Genomic DNA, 5,654 nt, shown 5'->3' on the forward strand with positions numbered 1-5,654 from the left:
CCGCCATAATCGTTCAACCATCACATTATCTACCCATCGACCTTTACCATCCATACTGATTTGAATGCCATTTGATTTCAATACATCAATAAATGCATCACTGGTAAACTGACTGCCTTGGTCTGTATTAAATATTTCAGGTCGACCATATTTTTCAATAGCTTCATTTAATGTTTCTATGCAAAATGTAACCTCCATACTAATCGATACTCTATGCGCAAGTACCTTGCGGCTATGCCAATCAATCACAGCACATAAATAAACAAAGCCTTTTGCCATAGGGATATACGTTATATCCGTAGACCACACTTGATTACTGCGCTGAATAGCCAATCCTTTGAGCAGATATGGATATTTGCGGTGAGCTTGATTAGCCTGGCTTAAATTTGGTTTGCAATATAACGCATTAATGCCCATTTTCTTCATTAAAGTACGTGTATGACGTCGTCCTATATGATGTCCTTGACGATTCAACAAATCACGCATCATACGGCTACCTGCAAAAGGGTATTGCATATGTAACTCATCCATACACCGCATCAGCTTCAGATCTGATGCACTCACAGGTTTTGGGCGATAGTAATAACAACCACGGGAGACTTTCAGCAGCTGAGCTTGCTTAGATACTGAAATCTGAAGTGAGTCATCGATTAACTTTTGTGGTTGAAGCGGCCCAGTTTCTTCAACACACCTTCTAAAAAATCAATTTCTAATGCCTGCTCACCGATTTTTGCATGTAGTTTTTTTAGATCGATGGGTGGTTCTGTTGGAGCTTTTGATTGATCGAAAGCTTGCGAGGAAGCTGAAATCAGTTGATTTTTCCAGTCGATAATTTGGTTTTGATGAACATCAAATTCAGCACTCAATTCAGCAAGTGTTTTTTCTGCTTTAATCGCAGCAAGTGCTACCTTAGCTTTAAAATCATTTGAATGATTTCTTCTTGGTCTATGTGCCATAAAATACTCCATATATTGATGTTTATAACATCATTTGGGGAGCAAAATATCACTTATAAGTGTTGTTCAAATTTCCTGATCCACCTCTACATTACTTAGAAAGGGTTCTTCGAAAAGTAGTTCATATTTTAAAAATCTTATAAATATTGAGGATATTTTCTTAAATGCTTTCAACATAGCATGCGGCGATATGTAACTCGTACGGGCTTAATCTGCCTTTTAGTGTAAATTTTTTGGGCGTGAGAGGGGCAGAGGTGTGAGGGCAAGCAATTTATATCGTGGATACTTCTAAATCATTTATGTAATAGAATGAGCTAAGCATGGATTTAGGGTAATAACACTAAATCTAAAAAAATTGGAAGAATAATTTGTTAAATTATTGTTTTTATGTGGTTGTTAGTGAAGTTATGAATAATAATAAATTTTTTCTTGATGAGTTTTATCTAAAAAATTGATCGGATAATTTCTTTAAATGTCATGTATCCATAAATTTGACAGTTTGAAGATATCGGTATATGCATTTTTCACAAGGTTAAAGATCGACCATAAATGTGATAAACGGTAGGGGATCATTGAAAAATGAATGGATTTAAACACTACATGTATGCACGAAAAAATATCGCTGCGGTTCTGCTGACAGGCTGTATTGAGTATTGAATGCAAATGATGTAGTGATTGTCTACATGCTATAAGACCAGCATGATGAAGAATGAAATGTAGTTGCCAATATCTAAACTGGCTTGAAAAGTATAGCGTTGTTATTTGGAGAAGTGAGGTGAGCCATCCTTCTCTTATTCACTTAAGATGATACTTACTCAACTGATCTCCACTCATGGGCTGGTTCCAATTAGACGGATAATAACTTCCATCCCCTATTTTTTCTTACCACATTTCTTGCATTTAATCCCTTCTTTGGAGATGTGATTCAGCATCACCGTTGCCAATTGAATCAAATCAATGGCATTGTTCGTTGGTTCAAGAAAAGCAGAAGAGGCTGCTTTATTGCAAAAGAGAACATTCGGATCAAATGGATTGGATTACACAAAAGCCATAATACAGCCATAGATCAATTCAATTGCATGTAATCTGTAACATCCATTCAGGTCATCAGACGTTGATTAATCACTAAACACCATAAATTTATGTATAGGCGAACTTTTTTGAGACATATGTTGATAAAAATGCGGCAAGTTACATTGCTTAAAAGTCTATCTAAGTTAACGATCTATTCAATTCTGGATAAGTAATCTGCATATTACGATCCTAAATTACCCGAAGGGTATTAAGATTTTTAAGAATCGTGTTTGTTGGTTTATTTGGGAAATTAATCAGTGGATTGAAGCAAAGATGATGGCTCATTAAGGATTGTGGGCTCTGACTACTTAAATTTTAGGTATTTTGAATAAAGCATATTTCAAAAATCTGAATTAATGGATTTAAATTACCATAAAAACCTTCAATATTGGCTTGAATCCATTGTTGTTGAGAGTCAATGCGAGACCAATCAATACCATAACCACAATGAGCAATCAGATGCTCAAATAAAATCCGTTGTGTACGTCCATTACCTTCACGGAATGGGTGTATGACATTAAGCTCACAATACAAGTCGGCAAGTTGAGGAATTAGTTATTGTGGTACTAAGCCTTGAAAGTACTTTTTTTCTTGAAGTGATTTAAGTAATTTATTGGTTTCAATTTCAATACGGGAAAAAATTACAAAAACGGGTGTCACCTTTGGAAATACGATTTGTCTTAACTTTCCTGCCCAGTCGTATAAGTCGCCAAAGAGCTGCGCATGAATTGATTTTTTAAGTATTGTAAGTCGTAAGGTGGTTCAGCATATTCAATTAAGTTACTTGCCAATCCAGACAGTTCTAGTTCAGCTTGTTCTAAAATTTGTTCATCACGAATATTGAGTTTGTTCTTTAGGATATTTGTGCCAGGGTAACAATACAGGCTGTCACCCATTTCCCCATACATGTACCTGACTAACGTTTCGGGTTGCGAATACTTCTTATATTTTTGCAAGATTTCAGCTTTACTTTGTTGAGTTGTTTGAGCTGTCGTTGTAATGCCTTCAAGCTTTAGGCTGGCTTGATAGTTTTGCACACGTGTCGCTTGAATATATTTTTTTCTGTTCAGTGGTTCTGAGCATTTCGAAACTCCATTGATGCTACACGTGAAGTAAGTATAGCAGAGAATCTTTTTGATCAATGCTGCATACAAAGCATTTCAAAATGTAATACAACGGTATTGTTTCATGTAATAACAGAAAACTAAAAAAAAGTGGAAGAATTTTTAAAATTTAGACGACCCATAATAAGTAAACCATATGTATTTGTTGATAATTGTAATTTTGAGAAAATTTAGTTGATAGATTAAATGTATTTTCATATAAAAAGATATGCTCATTTTTTATATCGATAAAAATGTTAAAATTTGACTATTTAGTAAAAAATATAGAGATATTTATGGGGCAATTTATCATGCCCTTTTGCTTTGAGCGACAAAATGTTCAATTTAAGATAGTAAAAATTAACTCAGAACTACTGAAAATCAAAAAGATTAAACAGAGTCAGAAAGTAGTAGTACAAGCAAAGTTCAAAATAATCTATGTGAAAATTTGGCAAAAAATATTGCTATTAATGCAAACGGAGCCATGCTTACGTGTACATTCTAATTATGTTGCAATCTTACAGTTGATACATAATCTTGATGATTTTATCGAAAAATCACAGCAACACTTGTGCTTTGAGAGAAAAGCTCAGAAAGAGCTAGATGCTAAATTTTTTGCTAGATTTTTTAAGCTGACAAAAAGTTCAATCAAAGATCAACTTTTACAAAATTGTTCAGATCGTAATGAATTTAACCAATGCAATTTGATAAAAAATTAAGCGAAAGCGAATATGCCAAAGATTGAAACAGAAGAGCAATTCTTAGATTTAGCAGAAAAATTTAAACAAGATTATTGTCTATTACATGATGATGTTGTGAATACACAATTTGTCGATCTATCAGATGATTTACGTGAAAAAGCCCACGCTCTATATAAGGAAGCGCAACAGATATATGGGTATATATCTAGCTCTAGACAATTAGGTAAATATTATTTTCTAGCTTCTTTAAGTTATTTTGCATGTCCAGATACTAGTAATACACAAGAGCTGTCATCGCAACGTTATTTGATTCTACAAGCGAGTTTTTTAACATATCGGCAGTATCAAGAATTTGCAAAAATTGATAAAGCTGAGAATAAGCAAAAACATGTTTGTGACCTCCTACGCTATGTCTCACGATATGTGCTGGATTCTAATAATGCTGAATTATTTCATGAATGTAGTAAGCTGCTAAATTGTTATGTCACGTACGAACGTAATTTGAAAAAAGAGGATCGTAATCAACTTTTTAATATTAAAAATTTCAAAAAAGTACAAGTCATAGAGTATTTATCGGCTCTATTAATAATTTTTAAAAGACTCGATGATCCTAGACAGTATCGTGGACAACAAATCCCTCTAAATTCTTAAAATATTTCTTCTCAAAGGCTTCAGGGCTTAACCAGCCATTTGCAGAATGTCTTCTGACCCGATTGTAATAAATCTCAATATAGTCAAACAAGACAGCATTCGCTTCTTTTCGAGTGGCAAACACACTGCCATGGACCACATGACCTTTCAATGTATGAAAGAAGCTTTCAGTCACTGCATTATCCCAACAGTTTCCACGTCTAGACATACTCTGAGTACAATCATTTGTCAGTAACAGCGCTCTAAAATCACGACTACAGTACTGTGAACCTTGGTCCGAATGAACCATAACCCCAGTTGGATAACCCTGACGAGCCATTGCATAGTTAAACGTATCACACACCAACTGGCGGTCTATTCGATGGCTGGTTTGCCACCCCACGATACGACGACTAAATAGATCCAGCATCACACATAAATACAGCCAACCTTGCTTGGTACGGATATAGGTAATATCCGTTGTCCAAACCTTGTTAGGCTGAATGACTGTAAATTGACGCTCTAACAGATTGGGTGCTGTAGGCAAACGATGGTTTGAATCAGTCGTATGCTTGTATTTACGCGCAATCCTGCTGCGTAAACCCAGATTTTTCAGCATTCTTCCAACAGTGCGTTCACTCATGCTGTAACCTAAATCATGCATGTCATGTACCAATGAAGGTGCACCCAATCGTGCATGATGCTGCCAATATACGGCTTTTAAATCATTATATTTCTCTACCGTATTGGCCTGACGTTTTCGCCAGGCATAATAGCCTGAAGTGCTGACACCTAGGTATTTACAGGCAGAAGATACCGTGACTTCATTCATATCTAGATCTTGAATTACCGTGTACTTTTCTTGGCATGATCTGTTAGAAAGTACACATGCGCTTTTTTTAAGATGTCATTGGCTTCCTTGAGCTGTTTGACTTCTTTCTCTAATTCCAAGATCCGCTGTTGTTCTGGTGAAAGTTGACGTTTGCTTGAACCCACTGGATTGGTTTCACGAATCCATTTGTCTAAAGTTGAATAACCCACACCTAATTTCTGGGCGATTGCAGCTATAGGCTCGTGTGAGTTTGAAAGTGCATAATCAATTGCTTGCTGTTTAAATTCAGCACTAAAACGTTTGGCCATTTCTTGGATCTCCAAAGTTAACGTTACGTTATCTTTAGAGGGAAGTACTG

Annotated in this window: 2 protein-coding genes and 4 pseudogenes; 2 read left to right on the forward strand and 4 right to left on the reverse strand. The window is 35.5% G+C overall.

Going from position 1 to position 5,654, the window contains the following annotated elements; all coding sequences use genetic code 11:
• From J671_RS25660 to J671_RS25890, 3 pseudogenes are all read right to left on the reverse strand, one after another.
• Positions 1 to 968: pseudogene (locus tag J671_RS25660) on the reverse strand (IS3 family transposase); the annotation flags it as partial.
• 1,377 nt (positions 969 to 2,345) lie between these two features.
• Positions 2,346 to 2,938, reverse strand: a pseudogene (locus J671_RS25885) (putative adenosine monophosphate-protein transferase Fic).
• A gap of 12 nt (positions 2,939 to 2,950) precedes the next feature.
• Positions 2,951 to 3,113 (reverse strand): annotated as a pseudogene (locus J671_RS25890) (YhfG family protein); the annotation flags it as partial.
• 274 nt (positions 3,114 to 3,387) lie between these two features.
• Here J671_RS25890 and J671_RS0105300 point away from each other — a divergent pair.
• Together J671_RS0105300 and J671_RS24065 are read left to right on the forward strand one after the other, a co-directional pair.
• The gene (locus J671_RS0105300; protein WP_000911012.1) at positions 3,388 to 3,852 is read left to right on the forward strand and encodes a hypothetical protein; all 465 of its coding nucleotides are present in this window, start codon (positions 3,388 to 3,390) and stop codon (positions 3,850 to 3,852) included.
• A gap of 12 nt (positions 3,853 to 3,864) precedes the next feature.
• Positions 3,865 to 4,467: pseudogene (locus J671_RS24065) on the forward strand (hypothetical protein); the annotation flags it as partial.
• Here the strand turns inward: J671_RS24065 and J671_RS24070 are convergent.
• A protein-coding gene (locus tag J671_RS24070; protein ID WP_085945698.1) for an IS3 family transposase occupies positions 4,445 to 5,604 on the reverse strand; the annotation gives its coding sequence in 2 pieces (ribosomal slippage) (positions 4,445 to 5,370 and positions 5,370 to 5,604; 1,161 coding nt in all). The pseudogene J671_RS24065 and the gene J671_RS24070 overlap by 23 nt on opposite strands.
• Between the last annotated feature and the right edge of the window lie 50 nt (positions 5,605 to 5,654).

The organism is Acinetobacter sp. 1130196, from assembly GCF_000588095.1.
In the GTDB taxonomy this organism is placed as follows: domain Bacteria; phylum Pseudomonadota; class Gammaproteobacteria; order Pseudomonadales; family Moraxellaceae; genus Acinetobacter; species Acinetobacter nosocomialis.

Bases quoted from the DNA above. Each gene is read 5' to 3' on its own strand.
- J671_RS0105300 (WP_000911012.1), top strand. From the start codon at position 3,388: ATGTTAAAATTTGACTATTTAGTAAAAAATATAGAGATATTTATGGGG.